The sequence below is a fragment of the Salinicola sp. LHM genome (genome assembly GCF_034479735.1).
Classification (GTDB): Bacteria; Pseudomonadota; Gammaproteobacteria; order Pseudomonadales; family Halomonadaceae; genus Salinicola; species Salinicola salarius.
In genome coordinates, this window is record NZ_CP140261.1 from 1,549,343 (window position 1) to 1,569,873 (window position 20,531).

Sequence of the window (20,531 nt, forward strand, 5' to 3'; positions counted from 1 at the left end):
CGCTCAGCGCTCCACGGCTGCCGGCACTTCGCCCAGCAAGGTCTCCGGCATCTCCATCCCCAGTGCGTCGGCCGTTCCTTGCAAAACCGCCACCGAGGCGAAGAAGGCCTCGCGGGGCTGCCGGGTTCGAATGCACTCCATCAGGTGCCGATGGCGCTCCAGGCTCTGCTCGGGATCGCTGGCGCTGACGTTGGAGGTCTCCACCAGTAGATGAATCGAGGGCTTCAGGATGTGCGATAGCTGCTTCCAGACGATGTTGTGGGTCGCCTTGAAGATGGCTACGTGGAAGGCGACGTCGTGGTCGCTGTGAAGCCTCCCGCGGTTGGCCGATTCGGGGTTGTGGAAGTCACGGCCCATGCCTTCGAAGGCTTCTTCGATCGCCACGAGATCCCTCGCCGTGGCGCGCTTGGCCGCCGTCATCGCCACGTAGGGCTCGACGTCGAGCCGGAACGTCAGAATCTCGCGCTGGATACCCGGATTGGGCGTGGCGAAACGCACCATCCATTCGGTGACCTGCGGGTCGAGAATGTTCCACTCGGCATAATCCCGAACGCGGGAGCCGTAACCGGAGATACGCTCGATGATGCCGGCATCGACCAGCTGGCGCAGATCGCTGCGCACCGCCGAGCGGTTGAGCGCGAACTGCTCGCAGAGGTCGATCTCCTTGGGCACGAATTCGCCGGGCTGGTAATGGCCGGCGAAGATCTCCCTGACCAGCGCCTCAGCGACGCTGGGCCGGCGTGGGGAACGCGTTGTCGAGGTGTCCTTCACGTCAGTCGAATCCCGGCCTTCGAAGTGGGTTGAGCCGTATGGTCAACATTGGCTATTTCGACTTCATCTTACCTGTCCGGCCGCCGAACGCGCGACCGGGAAAGGCCGACATACGGCCATGGTCGTACTCGGCGGCTTGCGTTCAGGGCACGCTCCCGGGTCAGAAAACCCAGTTGGGCAACGTCAGCGAGATCGCCGGCACGAAGGTCACCACCAGCAACAGGGCGACCAGCAATAGCCAGTAGGGCGTGATCGCGCGGATGAAGGCGCCGATCGAGACGCCGGTGATGCTGCAGGTCGTGAACATCACCGTGCCCAGGGGTGGCGTGATGGTGCCGATCGAGGCGTTGAGGATGAAGACGATACCGAAGTGCACCGGGTCGATGCCGAACTGGGCCGCCACGGGAGCCAGCAATGGCGAAAGCACGATCAGAATCGCGTTGCCTTCCAGGAACATGCCGAGGATCAGCAGCAGGGCATTGGCGATCAGCAAAAACGCCACCGCGCTGCCGACGCCCGAGGAGAGCAACAGTGCGATCTGCTGTGGAATCTGCTCCCAGGTCAGCACACGCGCGAAGCCCGAGGCGATCGCAATGATGAACAGCACGTTGACCGACGCCATCAGCGACTCCCGCGTCGCCAGCGCAACGCTGCCGAGCCCCATCTGCCGATACACGAACAGCCCGACGATCAGCGCGTAGAGCACCGCCATCGCGCCCGCTTCGGTGGGCGTAAAGATGCCGACACGGATGCCGCCGATGACGACCACCGGCAGCAGCAGGGCGATGATCCCGGCGCGGGTCACGCTGATCCATTCGTGGCGCGATACGCGTTCGCGGCGCGGCTTCTGATAACCGAGGCGACGACACTGGATCGACACCAGCACCATCATGGCGACCGCCATCAGCACGCCGGGAACGACGCCGGCGAGGAACAGCCGACCGATCGAGACGTTGTTGACGTAGCCGTAGACGATCAGCGCGATCCCCGGCGGGATGGTCGAGGTGATCAGCGACGACGAAGCCGTGATCGCGCTCGAGAACGGCTTGGGGTAGCCGGCAGCCGTCATGCTCGGTACCAGCAGTTTGGCGTTCATGGCGGCATCAGCGATGTTGGAGCCGGACAAACCGCCCATGAAGGTACTCAGCAGCACGTTGGCCTGGGCCAGCCCGCCATGCAGGCGGCGTGTCATCAGCTCGGCCAGCGTCAGCAGCCGTTCGGTGATACCGGAGTGGTTCATGAACACCCCGGCCATGATGAAGAAAGGAATGGCCAGCAGCGAGATCGATTCCAGCCCGCCGGCGAGACGCTGGATCAGCATTACCATGGGCTGGTCGGCGCCGACCAGGAAGTAGGTCAGGCTCGACGCAAACAGCGCGAAGGCTACCGGCGTGCCCAGGCAGAACAGGATGAAGAGCGCGGCGAGCGCGATTCCAACGGCCATCGATATCACTCCTTGGCGGTAACGGCGTCGCGGGTGGCTTCCGGCGGAGCCAGTTCCCGTTCGTCGGCAATCAATCGGTCATTGGTGATCAGGCGCACCAGACTGTGATAGAGCATCAGCACCGCGCTGATGGGGATCGATACGTGAATCCAGTAGTAGGGGATCTGCAGCATCGGCGTGCTGCGGAAACGCGAGAAGGGCAGCAGTTCCAGCCCCCAGAACAGCATCGCCACCGCGCAAAGCATGACGATGCCGATGTTGAAAATGCGCGTGTTCCAGTGCGCAACGGCTGCCGGCAACCTGTCATTGAGCAGACCGATCAGCACGTGCTCGTTGCGCCGTACCAATGCGCTGGCGCCGAGGAACGTCGCCCACACCATCAACAGCTGCAGGATCTCCTCGCTCCAGGCCAGCGGCGACGAGAACAGATAACGCATGAAGACGTTGGCGATGGCGACCACGAAAAGCCCGAACAGCGCCAGGCTGGCGATCACCTCATCGAGCCGCATCAGACGGTCGAGCGCCTTGAAGAACGTTTGCATGGATATTCAACTCCTAGAGCGTGAGCGACGGCCCAAGTCGCGGCATTGAGCAGCGGTATATCGATAGCCCCGCGCAACGCCGCGATTCGTTGGGGACGCCGAGTCCGCGCAGGCATCGAGATTGCGACCGCCATCCTTGGCGGTCGCCCTTCGGGCCGTCGCTATGCGACGTCCAAAATCGCTCCCGGCGATTTTGTCAGCCGTTGATGATGTCGCTGACCTGCTGGTACAGCCCCTCGCTCCACTGCGGGAACGCCGCCGGGACTTCCTGCTGGGCACGCTCGCGGAACGGGGCGGTATCCACCTCGTGCACCTGGACGCCGGCATCCTTCAACTGCTGGAGCGATTTTTCGGTCTCCTTCTCGACCAGGCTGCGCAGGTTCTTGGCCATCTCCTGGCCGGTCTCGGTGAGGATCTTCTGATCTTCCGGGCTCAACTGTTGCCAGAACGCTTCACCGGTGACGAACGGCGCGACCGTATGCATGTGGGCGGTGAGGTTGAGGTTCTTCACTACCTCGTAGAACTTGCCGCCATACAGCACTGGCAGCGGGTTCTCGACACCGTCGACCAAACCCTGGGCCAGCGCCGGATAGACATCGCCCAGCGACATCGGCGTCGGCACCGCGCCCATTGCTTCGATCGCGGCGACGTACATCGGCGAGTTCTGTACCCGCACCTTGACCCCGGCCAGATCTTCCGGCGTCGCGACCGCTTCCCGGGAGAGCAAATGACGCACCCCGTAGACGCTGTTGGGAATCACGATGTGATAGCCGGATTCCTCGACCTTCTGCTCCTGTTCGGCGAACCATTCGGAGTCGAAGACCTTGAGCTTGCTGTCGAAATCGTCGGCCAGGTAGGGCGCGTCGAGGACGGCGAGGTCCGGTACCGAGCTCATGAAGTTCGAGTAGGCGGTGATGGTGATCAGCGGCGAGCCGAAGCGCGCCTGTTCCATCACCTCGGTCTCGCCGCCGAGCTGGCTGGCGGGGAACGCCTTCAGCGTCAGTTCGCCGTCGCTGGCTTTCTCGACGCTTTTCGCCCATTCCTTGACCGCGACATCGACCGGCTCGCCGGGCTGATTGCCGTAGGCGACGCGGATTTCGGTCGCGGCCTGGGCCATGCCCGTGAGCGCGAGCGTGCTCAGGCCGGCCAGGGTGAGTGAAGCGGTGAAGCGGAAGAATCGATGAGTCATCATGGGCGTACCCAAAAAATGCATTCAGTATAGCCAGTGTCTACACAGCGTGTAGACGCTGGCTATACAGTGTGCTAGGATGATGTCGTCGGAAGCAGCGTCAACTGCTTATCGACGCAACATAAAAGAAGACACACAAACCAGGTGGCTGCTCTCAATCTCTAGGAGTCTGATATGAAACATTTCGATAATCACAGTGAGTATTTCGGTTAAACCGAGCTAAGGAGCGTCTATACGTAAAATTAATTAACAGGGTGGACAGACTGAATCATGAGCCAAATTCAGGCGCGTGAAAAAATGTTGCCTCTCAACATGCGCGTTGAGAGCAGAAAACGAAACCTGATCGATATGGCAGTCGCGGAACTAGGCGGGGATCGGACAAGTTTCGTCATCGATGCGGCACTTCGCAGGGCCGAGGAAGTGTTACTGGATAGACGTTTGTTTTTTCTCGATGCTGAAAGCTTCGACGTCTTCGAGCAGGCAGTGAATAGCACAGCCGGAGACAACAAATGTATCACAGAGCTAAAAAACAGCCGGTCGCCTTGGGACGACCAACCAGACTGACCGAGGAACACGAGCTAGAGGGGTTTTCATGTGACGAGGCGTCATTGGATGATTTTCTGAGATCCAAGGCGCTGAAGAACATGAAGTCAAAGGCTTCAATCACCTACGTAGTGTGCGAACGCGATAGTTTGCGCGTGGTGGCGTATTACACGCTATCCAGCGGTGCGGTAGGACGAGCTGACGCCCCAGGAAATGTGTCCCGAGGGATGCCTGACCCAATTCCTGTGACCCTGCTTGGTAGGTTGGCAGTGGATTCCCGCTACAAGGGGCTAGGAATTGGGAAGGGGCTTTTGAAGGATGCCCTGGAGCGCTCAACCATCGCTTCGCAAGAGATCGGCGCTCGCGCATTACTGGTGCATGCGATTGACGATGTGGCGGCAGCGTTCTATAGCAAGCATGGCTTTGTAGAATCGACGGTCACTCCCATGACTCTTATGACAAAGCTGTGAAGTGCGAGGGAGTAAAACGAAAACCCCGGGCCTGAGCCCGGGGTTTTTATTACATGATGCCGAGATAATACGAAATCAGGGTGCAGGCAAAGCCAGCGACCCCGAAGGCCAACGACAAGTCGGTGACTGTCATAAGCATTCGCTCCCGTGGTTGGAGCGCCCTTCCCCTCACTCCGGCATTGTGTGAAGGTGTAGATCACATCTCGAAGCGATCTTCAGACACTCATGGTGAGTGATCTTGCTATTGCCGGTAGAGGGTTGCCGCCCTCTTAGCAAGGCCAATGAAAAACACTATAAGTGGTAGTCAACTGATTTTCCAAGCATAGATGTGGCATTTTTGCCCGCATATCCTGTGGATAAATTTGCCCTCCGCTGGAGCCCCGACGGTAGCCGGCCTCCCGTCTTGTCAAGAGAGGAAGAGGCCGCCCTATTTTGTCGTTACAATTTAGTAATCTCTCAAAATTGACATTCCTACTCCGTCTGAACGATCATGATTTGGCATCTCGAAGTGATCTTCAGACCGCAATGAATCGTTGCCGCGATTCGTTGCCAAAACGCCCACCACTATGGTGGGCGTTTTTCGTTGCGATCTTCATCATCTTTCCGTCACGACTTCGATTCGGCAACGTTACAGCGAATATTCATGGATTGCTGGTTGTTTTTCGCGAATCGGCGCGACAGCTCGCCGGACCCTGAAACGGGCACGTTGACCATTAAGAACTTCGGCGCGCTCTATCCTATTAGTGAGCCACCAGATATACCGTTATCGAAGCCCTTCGGATAACAGCCAGGTCAGTAACCTGATTGATTCCGCCGACGAAAAAGAAACGGGCCGCTGGTGCGGCCCGTTGTGGTGTACTCCAGTGTTGTCGTGTTGTGGACTTCTTGCTGGGATCATCGGCTCAACGCTTCGTCGAGCCTGGGTGTGGCACGCCCTTGATGGCGTGCCTTCTCCACCACCGGCTGCAGGCGTCGCTGCAGTTTGGCGGCGTGATGCTGGGCAATATCGTCGAGGCGATGATCGAGGAAGGGGTTGGCGAACCGCTCCATCGTCACCGCCAGATACGGCTCCAACTGGTTCATGGGCAGTTCGGCGGCGAGCGTCGGCAAGACCTCCTCTTCAAGGGTGGCGCGCAGCGGATCGACCAGCGCGGCGCACTCCATCGCCTCGCGCACGAACTCGACCGGGCGACCGGCTTGCTGCCATCGGTCGACCAGATAGGTATGGGCCAGGTTGAGAATGTGCAGCTTGCATATCGCCTGCGGGGTCAGATCGTCGACGATCTCGACATCCGGATGCACGCAGGGGATCGCCATGCCCGGCTGGCGGACAATGGCCCAGAGCGCGTACGGTTCGGCGATGGCACCGAGCGGTTCGAGCGGCGCCGAGACGATGCGGTCGACCAGCGTGTCGGCCCATACGCAGCGGTTGTCCAGCCAGTCGAGAAACGCCGCGTTATCGGCCGTCGCCCCGCCGTCGCGGCGGGCCATTGTCGTCACCAGCGACTTCAACTGCCGGGCGTTCTGCTCGATCAGCTCGCAGGGCAGGATCGTCAGGCCATCGTTACCGGCTTCGAAGCGAGCCCGCAGCAGGTGGGTCAGCTTGCCGGGAAAGCTCGTCGGCACTGTCGCGAGACTCGAGTCGTCACCGATGTCGTAGCCGTTGTCGGCGGTGTTGGAGACGATGATGCGGGCGTGCTCGACCACGTGTCGCTTGAGCGCGTCCCACTGTTCGGCGGCGATCAGGCAGCCGGCGACGCTGTCGACGGTCTGCTCGCGATCGATCGTTTCGCCGTCGCGCCGGCCACGAATCCGCACGGGATAGCGGCGCTGCTCGGCGAGCAGGCGCGCCTTGCGCTTGCCTTCCTCGCGGGTCGAACTCTGTACCACCAGAATGCGCTCGTCGCTGTCTCCCTTCTCCAGCGATTCGGACACCAGCGCGTCGACATGGGCGAGCAGGAAGCGTCCGGTGCCGAACTGGACGATACCGGCGTCGCGGTAATCGAATGCGCTCGTCGAAAGCCGTGTCGAAGCGCTCATAGCGATACCCCGCGCTTCCAGGGAATGAAGTCGTGCTGTGAGAGACGCTGGGCATGCGAGCGATGGCGTCCCGACGCGACCTCGATGCACAGCGCCAGCAGCTCCTCGGCCAGCTCGTCGATGCCGCGTTCGCCGCGCACGATGGGACCGGCGTCAAAATCGATGATGTCGCGCATGCGGGTCGCCAGCTCGCTATTGCTGGCGATCTTGAGCACTGGCGTCACCGGGTTGCCGGTGGGCGTGCCGAGACCGGTGGTGAACACGATCAGGTTGGCGCCGGAGCCGGCCAGCGCGGTGGTCGATTCGACGTCGTTGCCCGGCGAGCAGAGCAGGCTGAGACCGGGGCGACGGTGCGGCTCGGTGTAATCGAGCACGTCGACTACCGGCCCGTCGCCGCCTTTCTTGGCCGCACCGGCGGATTTCATCGCATCGGTGATCAAACCGTCGCGAATGTTGCCCGGAGACGGGTTCATGGCGAAATCGGCCCCCACCGCGGCGGCATGGCGCTGGTAGGCCTGCATCAGATCGCGGAAACGTTCGGCGACCGCGGCGTCGGTACAGCGGGCGACCAGTTCGTGCTCGACCCCGCACAGTTCCGGAAACTCGCTGAGAATGCCGCTGCCGCCGAGGGCGACCAGGCGATCAACCACGGCGCCGACCAGCGGGTTGGCGGAGATGCCGGAAAAGCCGTCGGAGCCGCCACACTCGACGCCGAGCGTGAGCTTGGCCAGCGGCGCCGGTTGGCGCGGGATTCGGTCGGCGGCTGCCAGACCGTCGAAGATCGACTGTAGGGCGTTGCGAATCAGCGCCTCTTCGCTGGGTGAGGACTGCTGGTCGAAATAGTCCACCGTGCGCAACCGTTGCGGATCGCGTTTGGCCACCGCCGCCTTGAGCATCTGAATCTGCGCCTTCTGACAGCCGAGACTCAGTACCGTCGCGCCGGCCACGTTGGGATGGCAGATATAGCCGGCCAGCAACTGGCACAGCGCTTCGGCATCGTCGTCGGTGCCGCCGCAGCCCAGGGTATGGGTCAGAAAGCGCACGCCGTCGACGTTGGGGAAACGTCTGGGCGCGGTGGCGTCGAACGAATCGGCGCTCTCCGGCGTGTCGCTCTGGCCGCTCAGCATTTGGCGCGCCATGCGCTTGTAGTCACGATAAGGGTCATCGCCCAGCGCATCGGCGACACACTGGCGCAGCACCTCGATGTTGCGGTTCTCGCAGAACACCAGCGGAATCACCAGCCACACGTTGGCCGTGCCGACGCCACCATCCGGGCGATGGAAACCGTCGAAGGTCATGCCCTGGAAGCGCGTCACGTCCGGCGGCGTCCACGACTTGCTGCCGGGGCGGACCTCGTCGCTTTCCGTGGCGTGGGCGACGTTGTCCACGGTGATCACGCCGCCCTCGGGAATGTCGCGCGTTGCCTTGCCCACGGTCACGCCGTACATGGTGACGATATCGCCCGGCGACAGCGCCGCGAGCGTGAACTTGTGCTTGTGGCGGATGTTGTCGGCGAGCGTGACGGCGTGGTCGTCGATGACGACCTGACGACCGGCGGGCAGGTCGGTCAGCGCCACCGCCACGTTGTCGTGTGGATGAATGCGCAGGGTGATACGAGCCGGGCTGTCGGTGCCGATGGTGTCATTCATGCTTGATGCTCCGCTGTGCTGTCGTGGCCCGCGCTTTCGAGCGTCACCATTGCCTTGATCACGCCACTGCCGGGCGCGCACCACTGCGGCATCAACGTCGGCAGGTCCTCGAGTCGCCCCCGATGGGTGATCAACGGTTCGGTGAGAAGGTCGCCGCTGGCCATCAGGCGAGTGACGGTTTCAAAGTCTTCCCGTGTGGCATTGCGGCTGCCCAGCAGCGTCAGTTCCTTCTTGTGGAAGTCCGGGTCGTTGAAGGTGATGTCGGCCTTGACCACGCTGACCAGCACGTAGCGCCCGCCGTGCCCGGCGAAATCGAAGCCGCGATTCATCGCCTTCGGGTTGCCGGTGGCATCGAACACGACATCGGCCAGGGCGCCGTCGTTCATCGCTTCGATCTCCGCGATCACGTCGTCTTCGACGGCATGCCAGACGGCGTCCGCGCCGAGTTCATCGCGACACAAGGCCAAGCGATCGCGATTGGTATCGATCATTGCCACCCGCGCGCCGCGACTCCTGGCGACCTGCAGCACGCCGATGCCGATCGGCCCGGCGCCCACCACCACGACCAGTTCGTCTTTCTCGACCTGGCCACGCCGGATGGCATGGGCGCCGATCGCCTGGCACTCGACCAGGGCCAGCTGTTTCGGCGACAGCGACGGCACCGGAATCAAGTGCGAGGCGGGCACGTTCAGATATTCCGCCATGCCGCCATCGCGATGCACACCAACGACTTCGAGACGCTGACAGCAGTTGGTGCGCCCCTGGCGACACGCCCGACACTCGCCGCAGTGCAGATAGGGAATGACGTAGACCGCCTGGCCGACGAGGCCGGAATCGACACCGTCGGCGGCGGAAACCACCTCGCCACTGAGCTCGTGGCCCAGCACGCGGGGATAGACGAAATAGGGCTGGTTGCCGCCGAAGGCGTGGATGTCGGTACCGCAGATGCCGACACGGCGGATCGCTACCAAGGCCTCGCCAGGCGCACAATCGGGCACCGGCCGGTCGATGACGGCCATCTCGTTCGGGTTCGAACAGACGACGACTTGCATGTATGCGCTCCCAAGAATGGCGATCTTAAAGTTGACCTATAGGCCCAATGGTCAGGCCAATATTGGCCCACCGCCCCCTCCGGCATGACCGGCGGAGGGGGGCGTCCAGTTCTAGTCCATCAGCTCTCGACGCAGCGCTGCTGCTGCTCGCCGAGCCCTTCGATCCCCAGACGCATGGTCTGGCCCGGTTTGAGGAAGACCTTGGGGTTCTGGCCCATGCCGACGCCCGGCGGTGTACCGGTGGAGATCACGTCGCCCGGCTGCAGGCTCATGAAGCGGCTGAGGTAGGCGACCAGATGCGGCACCTGGAACACCATGGTCTGGGTCGAGCCGTCCTGATAGCGCTTGCCGTCGACTTCGAGCCACATCGAAAGATTCTGCGGATCGGCGATCTCGTCGCGGGTGACGAGCCACGGGCCGAGCGGGCCGAAGGTGTCGCATCCCTTGCCCTTGTCCCAGGTGCCGCAGCGTTCGAGCTGGTATTCGCGTTCGGAGACGTCGTTGACCACGCAGAAGCCGGCGACATGGTTCATGGCGTCCGCTTCGTCGATATAGCGCCCGCCCTTGCCGATGATCACGCCGAGCTCGACTTCCCAGTCGGTCTTCTCCGAGCCGCGGGGGATCTCCACGTCGTCGTTGGGGCCACAGATGGCGCTGGTCCACTTGTTGAAGATCACCGGCTCGGCGGGCACCTCGGCGCCGGTTTCCGCGGCGTGGTCGGAGTAGTTGAGCCCGATGCAGATGAACTTGCCGACGCGGCCGACGCAGGGGCCGAGGCGCGTACCCGCGGCGACTTCCGGCAGGCTGGCGAGATCGAGCTGGGCCAGTTGCGCCAGACCCGCATCGGAGAGCACGTCACCGGCGATGTCATCGATCTTGCCGGACAGGTCGCGAACGGTGCCGTTGGCATCGACGATACCGGGCTTTTCCTGACCCTTGGGGCCGTGGCGTAGCAGTTTCATGCGGAGTTCCTTATACGTAAAAAATGGGATGATTCGTAATGAGGGTATCTACAAACGTTGCGAGCGAAGGCCAGGCAAGGCGGAATCCAGCGAAAATGCGCAGTTTACGAGTCTGTAAATGAGCAGTTTTAGCTGGATTCCAACGCCGCATGGGCTAGCGCAGTAGTTTGTAGGTGCCCTCATCAATTCGACCAGCCCCCGTCGATCAACTGCACCGTACCGGTGATGAACGAGGATTCGTCGCTGGCCAGATGCGTCGCCAGTGCCGCGATCTCCTCCACCTTGCCCAGGCGGCCCATGGGCTGGCGGGCGATGAATTCGGCGAAGACCTCGTCGGTGGTGCGGCCCTGCTGGCGCGCCTGCTCGGCGACCCGTTCGCGCAGGGAGGGGGAGTCGACCGTGCCTGGGCAGATCGCGTTGCAGCGGATGCCGCGGGTCATGTAGTCGGCGGCGACGGATTTGGTCAGCCCGACGACGGCAGCCTTGGTGGTGCCGTAGGCAAAGCGGTTGACCACGCCTTTCACGCTGGAGGCCAGCGACGACATGTTGATGATGCTGCCGCCGCCATTGTCGAGCATTGCCGGCAGCGCAGCGCGAATGGTGTAGAACATCGAGTCCACATTGAGCCGCTGGGCGAAGGCCCATTGGGCATCTTCGCATTCGAGGATCGAACCGCTCGGCACCGTGCCGGCGCAATTGAACAGTACGTCCAGCGGCGGCAGCGACTCGATCAGACTCCGCACGGCTTCCGCGTCGGTGACATCGAGCGCATGGCACTGAGCCCCCGCCAGCCCCTCCAGCTTGGCCGCATCGATGTCGGTGGCGATGACCTGGGCACCTTCGGCCAGAAATCGCTCGACGGTGGCTCGGCCGATACCCTGGCCGGCGGCGGTAATCAACGCGGTCTTGTTGGCGAGTCGCATGGCCGATGGCTCCTGAAGGCGGTTTGGATTCCGAGTTTTTTGCTTCCTAGGGCAGGGTTGGTTCTAATGTCTAAAGGCCTGACCTTTGGTCCGAGTATTATCCTTTGTGGAAACGGCCCGCAAATCGCCAAACGTCTAATAGCCTCGGCCAAGCCGGTAAAAACGTTGGAAATTGCGACCAATGTCTAATTCGTCTTGCTCATGAAACCGGGAGATCGATAGATGCCGATCCAGACCATTCGTGCACAGCGGCTCTATCGCCAGATTGCCGACCAGTTGCTGGTGCTGATCCGTCAGGGGGAGTTTCCCCCCGGTTCGCTGTTACCGCCGGAACGGGACCTGGCGCAGCAGCTGGGAGTCAGCCGGGCGTCGGTGCGCGAAGCGCTGATCGCGCTGGAGGTGGTGGGCCAGGTGGAGGTTCGTGTCGGCCATGGCGTGCTGGTGCTGGCGCGCGACGACGAGGTGGGCAGCTCGGTGATGAGCGCGGCCCGGCGCCAGGAGGAGTGGGGGCTCGACCCGGAGTTCGCCAGCGAGATCGAGCTCGATCTGGATCAGGAGATCCCGCCGTTCTCATTGCTGCAGGCACGCCGTTACCTGGAACCGGAAACGGCGGCGTTGGCGGCGATCAATGCCAGCGACGACGATCTCGCCGCGATGCGTGCCGCCTACGCGCGCAATGTCGAGGACAATCGCCACGGTGGAAGAAACCAGGCCGGCGACCGGCTGCTGCACATTCGTATTGCCGAGGCCTCGGGCAACGCCGCCTACGCCATGACCATCAAGCACCTGCTTGGCCACCAGTACGGCAAGATGTTCCGACGTCTTCAGGAGCTGTTCATGGAAACCGACATGCCGCGCCAGTCACAGGACGATCACGAGCGCATTCTAGCGGCGATCGAAAGCCATGACCCCGATGCGGCGCGCAGAGCGATGGAAGTGCACATGGATCACGTGCTGCGGGTGTTCTTCGACGCCTGAGCAAGCGTGGCCTCACGCCACGGCCGGCCAGCCTCCCTGGCGAATCACCGGGCAGCCGGTCACGTCCCGGTTGTAGAGATAGACCCAGGCGGGGCCGAAGGCGGTGTCATGCACGGCGCGATCGTAAGTGCCGGACTTCGGCCGTCTTACCCGGTAATCCTCCAGGCAATCCAGCCTTTTCAGACCAGCCGCATCGACGCGGAAGACTTCGATCTCCACGCCTCGCGACGGCTCGGCCCTGGCGCCCGGATAGGGGCCGATATCATAGAGCGTGACGCTGGTGAGGATATCGGTGCCAACGAACTCGGCGCCGTCGAGCCAGTGATGGTTGCGCAATCTGCGCTTCAAGGTGCCATAGACCGCGACCAGGGCAGTGCGGCGAACGGCGAGAACAGGGGTATGCATGATTCGTCCCGGTAGCTAAAGGAATAGAGTAGCGACGGTGCTCAACGCGCCATTCGCTTGCCCAGTCGTTGCATGAAGCGGTCGCCGGCTTCGAGCTGGCTGATGTCGATGTACTCGTCCGGCTGGTGGGCCTGTTCGATGCTGCCCGGGCCGCAGACGATGGTCGGCAGGCCGGCGCGCTGGAACTGGCCGCCTTCGGTGGCGTAGGCAACGCCGCCGGTATCGACGGTCGGGTCGTCGAGCAGCTCGCGGCAGAGCTCGATGGTGGGGGCGTTGTCGCGATCGGCCAGCGCCGGCACCGTGTCGACGAGCTGTTCGGTGACGATACGAACATCCGGCACCCGCTGCTGAAGCTCGGCTTCCAGTGCCCTGGCGTAGCGATCGAAGCGGGCGAAGACCGCCTCGAATCCGTCGCTGGGCAGGTGACGAATTTCCCAGTCGAACTGGCAGTGGCGGGCCATGATGTTGATCGCGGTGCCGCCCTCGATCAGGCCCACGTGCAGGCTCGAGTGCTGCACGTTGAAGACCTTTTCCAGCGCGCCGTCGTCGACCAGCTCCTCCATGATCGCCTCGATCCGCGTCACCAGTTTGGCCGCGACGTGAATCGCCGATACGCCCTGGTTGATCTGGCTGGAGTGCGACTCCCGGCCGGTTACCGTGGTGCGCATCGTGGTGATGCCTTTCTGCGCGACCACCGGCTGCATCGAGGTGGGTTCACCGATGATCACCGCGCCGGGCAGAGGCTCATCCGCCATCAGGCGCTCGATCATCGCCGGCGCGCCGAGGCAGCCGATCTCCTCGTCATAGGAGAAAGCCAGATAGATCGGTCGCTTCAGGTCGAGCGTCTGCCACTCGGGCACCCGGGCCAGGGCGCAGGCGAGGAAGCCTTTCATGTCGCAGCTCCCACGGCCGTAGAGTCGGCCATCCTGCTTGTCGGTCAGCGTGAACGGATCGCTGCTCCACGGCTGGCCGTCGACCGGCACCACGTCGGTATGACCGGAAAGCACCACGCCGCCTTCGACCGCCGGGCCGATGCGGGCGAGCAGGTTGGCCTTGCTGCCATCGGCGTTGGTGATGCGCTGGGCCGGCACCCGATGAGAGGCAAGATAGTGCTCGACGAAATCGATCAGCGCGAGATTCGAATGGCGGGAGACGGTATCGAAGCCGACCAGGTTGGCCAGGAGATCGCGGAAAGTCTTCATGGCTTGCTCCGATCCACCTGCGTGGACCACGGTTGGGTGAGTGAGCGCACAGAATAGCGGCTAGCCCGCTACCGCAACAAATGCCGGCCCGGGGTAGACCGGATGGCACGGCGATTGCGCATTCGCAAAGCGTTCGATCTTTTCGGCCTTTCGGCATCAAAAAACGCAGCGTCGCTCCGATGGCGTTGGCTGGTCGCCCGGGCTACGCTCTGTCTAAAAATGCCTGCGCTCACCCATACGGCGTTAAAAATCGACTCAAAATGCTCATTTACCCCCGTGTAAACTCCGCTTTTTCGCCGATTTTCGCCTTGTCTGGCCATCGCTCGCCGATTTTTCAGACAGAGGCTTAGCCTGGAGAGCGTTTCGTCGCGAAACCTCTGTTCCTCAAGGAGTGTTCCCATGAGCAAAGTGCTGGTGTTGTATTACTCGAGCTACGGCCATATCGAGACCATGGCCAAGGCGGTCGCCGAAGGCGCCGAAAGCGTCGACGGTACCCAGGTCGATCTTCGCCGAGTGCCCGAACTGGTGCCGGAGGAGGTGGCGATCAAGTCCGGCTACAAGACCGATCAGGAGGCGCCGCTGATCGAGGGTCCCGATGTGCTGGCCGACTACGATGCGATCATCGTCGGCACGCCGACCCGTTTCGGCAACATGGCTTCCCAGATGCGCAACTTCTGGGACATGACCGGTGGCCCGTGGGCGCAGGGCAAGCTGATCGGCAAGATCGGCAGCGCCTTTGCCTCCACCGCGACACAGCACGGCGGGCAGGAAACCACGCTGACCTCGATCCACACCACGCTGCTTCACCACGGCATGGTCATCGTGGGCGTGCCCTACAGCTGCCCCGAGCTCTCCAACATGAACGAGATCACCGGTGGCACGCCCTACGGCGCGACCACGCTGGCCAACGCCGATGGCAGCCGTACCCCGAGCGAGAACGAACTGGCGATCGCCCGCTTCCAGGGCAAGCATGTGGCCGAGCTGGCGTCGAAGTTGGCTGGCTGAGGCCGGTCGGCCACGGCTCTTCGCGGCCGGACCGGCACCCAAAAGCCGCTGATCTCATGGAGGTCAGCGGCTTTGTTCTGGGCGATAGTCGAACTCGTGAAAGTCCGCCGCGAGCCCGGCCCCGGAGAGATCCTGGGCGCAGAGGCCGACGAAGGTACCGGTGAAGCGGATGTAGTCCGGATCGTCGTCGCAGAGATGGGAGATGTCGAGCGGATCGCCGATCGGCTGCCAGTCGATACCATCACCATCTCGATCCGGAACACCCTGCGCATAGAAGAAGCGGAGCCATTCGCGCTCCAGACGAGCCATCAGGCGCACGTCGCCATCCACCAAGGGGAAATCACTGGTCAGCGGCTCGTCATAGACGCCGTGGCGCGAGACGATGATGCCTAGGCAACGGCCCAACGTCTCGTCCCGGGTCACCCTCAGGTAGATGTAATCCTTGGTGTCGTAGTAGAGGATCAGCCCCGCCATCTGCTGGAAATGGTTGGGGTGGAAGGATAGCCGCGTCTCCACCTCCACCTCGAGATGGGTCAGGCGCCTGGCCAGCAGGCTCTGTCGGTGGGTCGACTGCATCGACTCGCCCCCCTTGAGCCGCAGGCAGCCCGGGCGCTCGGTCAGCGACAGCCAGGTGTCGTCGAACGGCCTGCGTAGACTCTGCCAGTAGCGGTGGAGGCAAGGGCTCTCGAACGTATCGCGATCCGGCTCGGCGAGGGGGGCCTGCCAGTCCAGATCCGGGCCGGCCACCCGGTGGCTGGGATAGGGACCGCCTTCGATGCGGAGCCAGTCGTCCTCGGTCCAGGCGCAACGTTGCAGGGCGGTTTCGCGCCCCAGCATGCAGCGCCCGGCGACGACAGGGCGGGCACAGAGGTGGGCGCAGTACCACTCACCCCCGGAGGTTTCCACCAGGCTGCCGTGACCGGCCTTCTGCAGCTGATCGGCCGCATCCGGATTCGAGGTGAGAACAGGGTTGGTCGGATCGACCTCGTAAGGCCCCGTCAACTGGCGCGAGCGGGCCACGGTCATGGCATGACCGTAACCGGTGCCGCCCTCGGCGGTGACCAGGTAATAGTAGCCGTTTCGTCGATAGAGATGTGGGGCTTCGGTCACGCCCAGGGGCGTGCCCCGAAAGATGTTGTGCACGGGCCCGGTGAGTCGCTGGCGTTCGATGTCGTAGCGCTGCAGGGCGATACCGGCGAAGGCGTTACGGCCCTTGCGGAAATCCCAGATCATGTTGAGCAGCCAACTGCTGCCGTCATCGTCGTGGAACAGCGAGGGGTCGAAGCCGCTACTGTTGAGGTGAACCGGTTCCGACCAGGGACCCTCGATCCGTTCGGCGCTGACAAGGTAGTTGTGGGTATCCTTGAACGCCCCACGGCGACTCTTGACGTCGGTGTAGATCAGGTGGAATCGGCCATGCGCGTAGCTCAGGCACGGCGCCCACACGCCGCCGGAATCGATGTCTCCGATCATGTCCAGCTGCGAGCTCCGGTTGAGAGGCGACGGCAACTGGCGCCACTGGATCAGGTCCCGCGAGTGATGGAACGCTACGCCAGGAAACCATTCGAAGGTCGAGGTGGCGATGTAGTAGTCGTCGTTGACCCGGAGAATCGACGGGTCCGGGTGAAATCCGGGTAGGATAGGGTTGGCAATGATGGACATGCGATCTCCTGTCGCGACGGGTTTCATTGTTTGGCGGCGAGGTCGGCGACGATGGCCGGATAGCGCTTGTCGAGGTCGTAGAACAGCATCAGCACGATCATCAGCACGCAAAGGCTCATCGGCAGATAGACGAACAGCGCTTGGATCGCGAACAGCGCCGTGTCGCTCTGTTCGCCGCCACCGCCGACATAGCCGCCGAATGCGAGTATCCATCCCAGCAGTGCCGTGCCCAGCCCGCTGCCGATCTTGATGCCCATGCTGCCGCCGCTATAGACCATGCCTTCGTTGCGGATCCCGGTCTTCCACTCCCCGTACTCGATGGTGTCGCCGAGCAGCGCGAACATGCTGCCGTTGATCGGTGCCTTGCCGAGACCGCGAATGATGGTGCCGGCGACGATCAGGTAGACGTTGCCGAGGTCGATCAGCATGACGCCGTAGCCGACCAGGGTGATCAGCTCGCCGACGATGATCGCGTTGCGCTTGCCGTAGCGCTTGGTAATCGGCGCTACGAATGCCATTCCTGCCAGAATGAAGGCGATGTAGGCGGTGGTGATGACGCCTACCAGCCAGGTATCGTCGAGCAGGTACTGGGCGTAGTAGACGACGGCCCCGGAATTGAGCGCGTTGAAGACGTAGGTGATCAGGATGAACAGCGTGGCCAGCGCCCAGTAGCGATTCTTGCCGAGGGTACGCAAGCTCTGCTTCAGGGGAACCGGCGCCTGGCGCCGTTTCTCGTCGGCCGGCTGGACGCGTTCGCGGGTGCTTTTGAAGGTGAACAGGAACAGCCCCGTGCCGATGGCGCCGAAGATCGCGAACGTGACGATCCATCCTCCCTGGCCGCCGCCGAACAGCGTGGCGACCGGCAGCGTCAGGTTGCTGACGAGAAGCACGCCGACCAGCGCCAGGCTCATGCGAAAGACGTTGAGCAGCGAGCGCTGATACTGGTCCTGGGTGATTAGCGAGTTGAGCGTGCCGTAGGGCACGTTGAGGCCGGTATAGACCAGGCATACCAAGTTGTAGGTCACCGCGATGTAGACCGTCTGCCAGAACGGCGAGACATCGGGCACCGCAAACAGCAGCACCGCCGAGACCGCGAACGGAACCGCCAGCCACAGCAGCCAGGGCCGGGCCTTGCCGTGTCGCGAGGTGGTCTTGTCGATCACGTAGCCCATGGCGATGTCCGAGACGCCATCGAACACCCGCGAAAACAGCATGATCGAGCCGATGATCCCGGCGGCGACGCCGATCACGTCGGTGTAGTAGTAGACGATGAAAATGCTCATCGCCTGCCAGATGAAATTGCTGGCCAGATCCCCGCAGCCGTAGCCGATCCGCTCCATCAGCGGGACGGCGGCAGCGGGATCGCGTTCCGGCCGTGGGGCTATCTCTATCGCGCTTGTGTCGCTCGCCATTGTCACCTCGCTAGCTGCGATGGCCGCTGCGGCCGCTGCTCTCGGCGGGACCGCGACGACCATCCTCTATCCGTGAATTGTCGCCTTACTCGTAAACCATCTCCTCGAGTTCCTGACCGTTGGTTTCTCGTACGAAGCGGGCAACGAAGATGACCGACAGCAGGGCGCAGATCGCGTAGAAACCGTAAGCCCCAGTAAGGCCGATCGATGCCAGCATGATCGGGAAGGTCATGGTGATGGCAAAGTTGGCGACCCACTGGAACAAGCCGGCGACGGCCAGGCCCGAGCCGCGTACCTGGTTGGGGAACATCTCGCCTAGCATGACCCACATCACCGGCCCCCAGGACACGTTGAAGCAGAAGACGTAGACGTTGGCCGCGAGCAGGGCGAGAACGCCGTTACCGGAGGAGAGCGCCAGGCTGCCATTGACGATGTCGGCGGTGGAGAACGCGTAGACCAGGATCGCCAGGGTGATCGTCATCCCGACGGAACCGGCCCACAGCAGCGGTTTGCGACCGATGCGGTCGATCAGGCCGATCGTGACCAGGCAGGCCGCGATGCTGACGGCACCGCTGATGACGTTGATCATCAACGCATCGCTTTCGGAGAAACCGACCGCCTGCCACAGCACGGCGCCGTAGTAGAACACCACGTTGATCCCGACCAACTGCTGGAACACGGCCAGACCGATGCCGATCCAGACCAGTTTCAGCAACTTGCCGGTAGCGGGGTTGATCAGATCCGACAGGCGCGGCTTGTGACGGTTGGACAGCGACGTGCGGATGTCTTCCAGGCGCTTGCGGGTGCCGGCTTCGTCGTAGACCAGGCGCAGAACCCGTTCCGCCTTGTCGTCATGACCGGCACTGACCAGGAAGCGCGGGCTTTCGGGGATGAACAGCAGCGCGATGAGGAATATCCCGGCGGGGATCAGCTCCATCCAGAACATGCAGCGCCAGGCTTCGAAGCCGAACCACAATGGCGCCGTGGAGCCACCCGCGACGTTGGCGAGGATGTAGTTGTTGAGAAACGAGAAGAACAGGCCGCCGATGATCGCCACCTGCTGAATCGTCGCCAGTCGGCCGCGCAGATGAGAAGGGGCAATCTCGCTGATATAGGCCGGTGACATGACACTGGCTGCACCCACCGCCAGGCCGCCCAGGATCCGATAGATCACGAATTCGAGCGATCCATCGGCAATGCCGGAGCCCCAGGCACTGACGATGAAGAAGACGGCGGCGACCAGCAGCAGTGTGCGGCGACCGAATTTGTCCGCCAGGCGCCCGGCGAAGAAGGCGCCGACGGCGCAGCCGAGCAACATCGAGGCGACGTTGAAGCCGGTGCCGACGCTCTCCGACTGGAAAGCCTGCTGGAGGCCGTCGACGGTGCCGTTGATGACCCCGCTATCGAAGCCGAACAGAAAGCCGCCGATGGCGGCCACGCAGCAGATGAGCAGAACCACGATGGGGTGTTGTGAAGCACTTGATATTGGCATTGTTGAACTCCGGTGGCGTGTCGATGAAGGTCCTGGAGCGGCTCGCGATCAGAGCCAGCCGGCGTCGACCCAGTAGTTATGAGCGGTACAGGCTGCTGCCGCGTCCGAGGCGAGGAACAGCACCGTGGCAGCGACGTGGTGGGGGTGGATGCGTACCTTGAGCTTCTGCTCGGCGACGATCTGTGCCTCGTCTTCGGGGGTATACCAGCGCGATTGACGCGCGGTCTTGACGTTGCCGGGGATCACGCAGTTGACACGGATCCCGTCGCTGCCCAGTTCGCTGGCCAGCGCGCGCGTCAGGCCTTCGATGCCGGCCTTGGCGGTCTCGTAAAGCACCATGCCGGGTTGGCCGAGGTGCCAGCTGATCGAGCCGAGATTGACGATCACGCCCTGGCCACGACGGCGCATCGCCGGGGCGACTTCACGGGCGGCCAGCACCAGATGGCGCAAATTGACCGCCATGCGGTTGTCCCAATACTCGGGGGTGACGTCCTCGAGGCGGTGGCGATCGTCGTTGGCGGCATTGTTGACCAGTATGTCGACCTCGCCGATGGCGTTGAGCGTGCCGATCAGGGCGTCGGCGTCGGTAAGGTCGCAATGGTGGAAATGCACGTTGTCACCCAGCGCTTCGGCCAGGGCCTTGGCCTCTTCGAGAATGTCGAGGAAATGGACTTCTGCGCCCTGCTCGGCAAAGGCGCGTACCAGACCCTCTCCGATCCCGGAGCCGCCGCCGGTGATGACGACGCGCTTGGTCTCGAGACAGGGGTAGATGGCTGTTGGCATGATGGCT

19 protein-coding genes are annotated in these 20,531 nt (G+C 62.8%); 4 read left to right on the forward strand and 15 right to left on the reverse strand.

Features of this window, described 5'->3' with window-relative positions; genetic code table 11:
• Positions 1 to 3 precede the first annotated feature (3 nt).
• The 4 genes from R5R73_RS07215 to R5R73_RS07230 all read right to left on the reverse strand — a co-directional run bounded on the left by R5R73_RS07215 (position 4) and on the right by R5R73_RS07230 (position 3,949).
• On the reverse strand, positions 4 to 771 hold the full coding sequence (locus R5R73_RS07215) for a FadR/GntR family transcriptional regulator (protein ID WP_071230334.1): 768 nt from the start codon (positions 769 to 771) through the stop codon (positions 4 to 6).
• Between the two features lie 160 nt (positions 772 to 931).
• Entirely contained in the window at positions 932 to 2,215 is a 1,284-nt protein-coding gene (locus R5R73_RS07220) for a TRAP transporter large permease (RefSeq protein WP_322529285.1), read from the reverse strand.
• A 5-nt stretch (positions 2,216 to 2,220) separates the two neighbouring features.
• Positions 2,221 to 2,757 carry a TRAP transporter small permease gene (locus R5R73_RS07225; protein WP_110635706.1) on the reverse strand — a complete coding sequence of 179 codons (537 nt, stop codon included), beginning with the start codon at positions 2,755 to 2,757 and terminating at the stop codon, positions 2,221 to 2,223.
• Positions 2,758 to 2,953: 196 nt separating this feature from the next.
• Positions 2,954 to 3,949: a C4-dicarboxylate TRAP transporter substrate-binding protein gene (locus tag R5R73_RS07230; protein ID WP_322529286.1), complete on the reverse strand. Its 996-nt coding sequence runs from the start codon at positions 3,947 to 3,949 to the stop codon at positions 2,954 to 2,956.
• Positions 3,950 to 4,216: 267 nt separating this feature from the next.
• Between R5R73_RS07230 and R5R73_RS07235 the strand changes: the two genes are divergently transcribed.
• A complete protein-coding gene (locus tag R5R73_RS07235; RefSeq protein WP_322529287.1) occupies positions 4,217 to 4,510 on the forward strand; it encodes a DUF1778 domain-containing protein in 294 nt (97 codons plus the stop codon).
• Positions 4,511 to 4,554: 44 nt separating this feature from the next.
• Complete coding sequence (locus R5R73_RS07240) at positions 4,555 to 4,959, forward strand: GNAT family N-acetyltransferase (RefSeq protein WP_322529288.1); 405 nt, start codon at positions 4,555 to 4,557, stop codon at positions 4,957 to 4,959.
• Between the two features lie 894 nt (positions 4,960 to 5,853).
• Here the strand turns inward: R5R73_RS07240 and R5R73_RS07245 are convergent.
• The 5 genes from R5R73_RS07245 to R5R73_RS07265 all read right to left on the reverse strand — a co-directional run bounded on the left by R5R73_RS07245 (position 5,854) and on the right by R5R73_RS07265 (position 11,585).
• Positions 5,854 to 6,999, reverse strand: coding sequence for a mannitol dehydrogenase (locus tag R5R73_RS07245; protein ID WP_322529289.1), 1,146 nt, complete (start codon positions 6,997 to 6,999; stop codon positions 5,854 to 5,856).
• Positions 6,996 to 8,648 (reverse strand): altronate dehydratase family protein, encoded by a 1,653-nt coding sequence (locus tag R5R73_RS07250; RefSeq protein WP_322529290.1) that lies wholly within the window; start codon positions 8,646 to 8,648, stop codon positions 6,996 to 6,998. Before R5R73_RS07250 ends, R5R73_RS07245 begins: the two co-directional genes overlap by 4 nt.
• On the reverse strand, positions 8,645 to 9,700 hold the full coding sequence (locus R5R73_RS07255; RefSeq protein WP_303854487.1) for a zinc-binding alcohol dehydrogenase family protein: 1,056 nt from the start codon (positions 9,698 to 9,700) through the stop codon (positions 8,645 to 8,647). Before R5R73_RS07255 ends, R5R73_RS07250 begins: the two co-directional genes overlap by 4 nt.
• A 119-nt stretch (positions 9,701 to 9,819) precedes the next feature.
• A complete protein-coding gene (locus R5R73_RS07260; RefSeq protein WP_322529291.1) occupies positions 9,820 to 10,662 on the reverse strand; it encodes a fumarylacetoacetate hydrolase family protein in 843 nt (280 codons plus the stop codon).
• 182 nt (positions 10,663 to 10,844) lie between these two features.
• Positions 10,845 to 11,585: an SDR family oxidoreductase gene (locus tag R5R73_RS07265; protein ID WP_087718032.1), complete on the reverse strand. Its 741-nt coding sequence runs from the start codon at positions 11,583 to 11,585 to the stop codon at positions 10,845 to 10,847.
• Positions 11,586 to 11,807: 222 nt separating this feature from the next.
• Between R5R73_RS07265 and R5R73_RS07270 the strand changes: the two genes are divergently transcribed.
• A complete protein-coding gene (locus tag R5R73_RS07270) occupies positions 11,808 to 12,563 on the forward strand; it encodes a FadR/GntR family transcriptional regulator (protein ID WP_303854490.1) in 756 nt (251 codons plus the stop codon).
• 12 nt (positions 12,564 to 12,575) lie between these two features.
• Here the strand turns inward: R5R73_RS07270 and R5R73_RS07275 are convergent, their stop codons facing one another.
• A complete protein-coding gene (locus R5R73_RS07275) occupies positions 12,576 to 12,968 on the reverse strand; it encodes a gamma-glutamylcyclotransferase family protein (RefSeq protein WP_322529292.1) in 393 nt (130 codons plus the stop codon).
• Positions 12,969 to 13,009: 41 nt separating this feature from the next.
• Positions 13,010 to 14,170, reverse strand: coding sequence for an acetylornithine deacetylase (gene argE, locus R5R73_RS07280; protein WP_322529293.1), 1,161 nt, complete (start codon positions 14,168 to 14,170; stop codon positions 13,010 to 13,012).
• A 399-nt stretch (positions 14,171 to 14,569) separates the two neighbouring features.
• On the opposite strand from argE, the gene wrbA reads away from it, so the two are divergent.
• Positions 14,570 to 15,175 carry an NAD(P)H:quinone oxidoreductase gene (gene wrbA, locus R5R73_RS07285; protein ID WP_322529294.1) on the forward strand — a complete coding sequence of 202 codons (606 nt, stop codon included), beginning with the start codon at positions 14,570 to 14,572 and terminating at the stop codon, positions 15,173 to 15,175.
• A gap of 63 nt (positions 15,176 to 15,238) precedes the next feature.
• On the opposite strand, the gene R5R73_RS07290 is transcribed toward wrbA, so the two are convergent.
• The 4 genes from R5R73_RS07290 to R5R73_RS07305 form a co-directional block, all read right to left on the reverse strand.
• Positions 15,239 to 16,837, reverse strand: coding sequence for a glycoside hydrolase family 43 protein (locus R5R73_RS07290; protein ID WP_322529295.1), 1,599 nt, complete (start codon positions 16,835 to 16,837; stop codon positions 15,239 to 15,241).
• Positions 16,838 to 16,860: 23 nt separating this feature from the next.
• Positions 16,861 to 18,249, reverse strand: a complete 1,389-nt coding sequence (locus tag R5R73_RS07295; protein ID WP_322529296.1) for an MFS transporter — start codon at positions 18,247 to 18,249, stop codon at positions 16,861 to 16,863.
• 85 nt (positions 18,250 to 18,334) lie between these two features.
• A complete protein-coding gene (locus R5R73_RS07300) occupies positions 18,335 to 19,741 on the reverse strand; it encodes a sugar porter family MFS transporter (RefSeq protein ID WP_071232947.1) in 1,407 nt (468 codons plus the stop codon).
• 48 nt (positions 19,742 to 19,789) lie between these two features.
• Positions 19,790 to 20,524 carry an SDR family NAD(P)-dependent oxidoreductase gene (locus tag R5R73_RS07305; protein WP_110635672.1) on the reverse strand — a complete coding sequence of 245 codons (735 nt, stop codon included), beginning with the start codon at positions 20,522 to 20,524 and terminating at the stop codon, positions 19,790 to 19,792.
• Positions 20,525 to 20,531: the final 7 nt, after the last annotated feature.

Bases quoted from the DNA above. Each gene is read 5' to 3' on its own strand.
- R5R73_RS07220 (WP_322529285.1), bottom strand. From the start codon at position 2,215: ATGGCCGTTGGAATCGCGCTCGCCGCGCTCTTCATCCTGTTCTGCCTG.
- R5R73_RS07225 (WP_110635706.1), bottom strand. From the start codon at position 2,757: ATGCAAACGTTCTTCAAGGCGCTCGACCGTCTGATGCGGCTCGATGAG.
- R5R73_RS07230 (WP_322529286.1), bottom strand. From the start codon at position 3,949: ATGATGACTCATCGATTCTTCCGCTTCACCGCTTCACTCACCCTGGCC.
- R5R73_RS07235 (WP_322529287.1), top strand. From the start codon at position 4,217: ATGAGCCAAATTCAGGCGCGTGAAAAAATGTTGCCTCTCAACATGCGC.
- R5R73_RS07245 (WP_322529289.1), bottom strand. From the start codon at position 6,999: ATGAGCGCTTCGACACGGCTTTCGACGAGCGCATTCGATTACCGCGAC.
- R5R73_RS07250 (WP_322529290.1), bottom strand. From the start codon at position 8,648: ATGAATGACACCATCGGCACCGACAGCCCGGCTCGTATCACCCTGCGC.
- R5R73_RS07255 (WP_303854487.1), bottom strand. From the start codon at position 9,700: ATGCAAGTCGTCGTCTGTTCGAACCCGAACGAGATGGCCGTCATCGAC.
- R5R73_RS07260 (WP_322529291.1), bottom strand. From the start codon at position 10,662: ATGAAACTGCTACGCCACGGCCCCAAGGGTCAGGAAAAGCCCGGTATC.
- R5R73_RS07265 (WP_087718032.1), bottom strand. From the start codon at position 11,585: ATGCGACTCGCCAACAAGACCGCGTTGATTACCGCCGCCGGCCAGGGT.
- R5R73_RS07270 (WP_303854490.1), top strand. From the start codon at position 11,808: ATGCCGATCCAGACCATTCGTGCACAGCGGCTCTATCGCCAGATTGCC.
- R5R73_RS07275 (WP_322529292.1), bottom strand. From the start codon at position 12,968: ATGCATACCCCTGTTCTCGCCGTTCGCCGCACTGCCCTGGTCGCGGTC.
- argE (WP_322529293.1), bottom strand. From the start codon at position 14,170: ATGAAGACTTTCCGCGATCTCCTGGCCAACCTGGTCGGCTTCGATACC.
- wrbA (WP_322529294.1), top strand. From the start codon at position 14,570: ATGAGCAAAGTGCTGGTGTTGTATTACTCGAGCTACGGCCATATCGAG.
- R5R73_RS07290 (WP_322529295.1), bottom strand. From the start codon at position 16,837: ATGTCCATCATTGCCAACCCTATCCTACCCGGATTTCACCCGGACCCG.
- R5R73_RS07295 (WP_322529296.1), bottom strand. From the start codon at position 18,249: ATGGCGAGCGACACAAGCGCGATAGAGATAGCCCCACGGCCGGAACGC.
- R5R73_RS07300 (WP_071232947.1), bottom strand. From the start codon at position 19,741: ATGCCAATATCAAGTGCTTCACAACACCCCATCGTGGTTCTGCTCATC.
- R5R73_RS07305 (WP_110635672.1), bottom strand. From the start codon at position 20,524: ATGCCAACAGCCATCTACCCCTGTCTCGAGACCAAGCGCGTCGTCATC.